We start from the raw sequence: 1,326 nt of genomic DNA on the forward strand, positions 1-1,326 counted from the left end.
GAGTGTTTAAATAATTATGTGTAAATGAATTATTGGGAATTGAAAAAGGGAAGCCTCTCCCTTATGATAGTTAGCGTCTAAACAAACATCACAGGAGGCTTCCCCATGAATCAGTTTACCAAAGAAATTGTCACAGCACTAGCTCAGAATCAAGATTTAGACCTCATTTTTAAAGATCACCTAGAAATTGCCGTTAATGAATTACTTCAAAATGAGCTTTCCGCCTTTTTAGGCTATGAACGCTATGATAGAGCTGGATTTAACTCTGGTAATTCACGCAATGGCAACTACTTAAGAACCTTCAAAACTAAATATGGCGAGTTGAATCTCACGGTTCCACGTGATCGTAATGGCGAATTTATTAACCACACCTTACCTGCTTATCAGCGCCAAACAGACCAACTGGAACAGACGGTCATCCAGCTTTATCAAAAAGGCATTACTACCCATGAAATCTCCGATCTCATGGAAAAAATGTATGGTGCTTATTACACACCGCAAACAGTTTCTAACTTAACTAAAGTCGTTAATGAACAAGTTGAAGCTTTCAAAAGTAGAACATTGTCAGAAAAATATGCGGTTATCTATCTGGATGCCACTTATCTGCCGTTAAGACGCGACACCGTCGCAAAAGAAGCAGTCCACATTGCGATCGGTATACAGCCTAATGGGCATAAAGAAGTCTTATCATACAAAATAGCGCCTACTGAATCTGGTGCAATTTGGACAGAGGTATTGGCTGATCTGAAACAACGAGGGGTGCAACAGAATTTACTTTTTGTGGCCGATGGCTTAGTTGGATTGGCGTCTGCGGTTGGCAAATATTACCCCGAAGCCGTTATTCAACAATGTCTCGTTCATGTAAGTCGTAATATCTCGCATCGTATTCGTGTGAAAGACCGTAAAGAAGTCTTAGGTGATTTTAAATTAATCCATCAATCATCTGATAAACAGGCGGCAGAGCACAGCCTAGCTAACTTTATCAATCGCTGGCGCAAACGATATCCTAAAGTTACCCAAGGGTTATTAGAAAATCAGAAATTATTGACGTGTTTTGATTTCCCAGCAGCTATTCGGGCTAGTATTTACAGCACAAACCTAATTGAATCATTTAATAAAAAATTCAAGCGGCAGACTAAAAAACGTGAACAGTTTCCAAATGAGGAATCCTTAGAAAGAACCTTGATGACGGTTATTCTGGATTACAATGACAAGTTTGATCAGCGGGTGCATAAGGGATTCAACATGGTTGAAGACACATTAGAATCTATGTTTTAAAAAAAGGACGAGAGGCTTTTCTATTTACACATAAAATTTGACACTCTC

The 1,326-nt window shown here is 39.0% G+C and carries 1 protein-coding gene; it reads left to right on the forward strand.

All coding sequences use genetic code 11. From position 1 onward, the window contains the following. Positions 1-105: 105 nt before the first annotated feature. The gene (locus EKM76_RS13305) at positions 106-1,278 is read left to right on the forward strand and encodes an IS256 family transposase (protein WP_057746220.1); all 1,173 of its coding nucleotides are present in this window, start codon (positions 106-108) and stop codon (positions 1,276-1,278) included. Positions 1,279-1,326 lie beyond the last annotated feature (48 nt).

This window comes from Loigolactobacillus zhaoyuanensis (genome assembly GCF_003946385.1).
Classification (GTDB): Bacteria; Bacillota; Bacilli; order Lactobacillales; family Lactobacillaceae; genus Loigolactobacillus; species Loigolactobacillus zhaoyuanensis.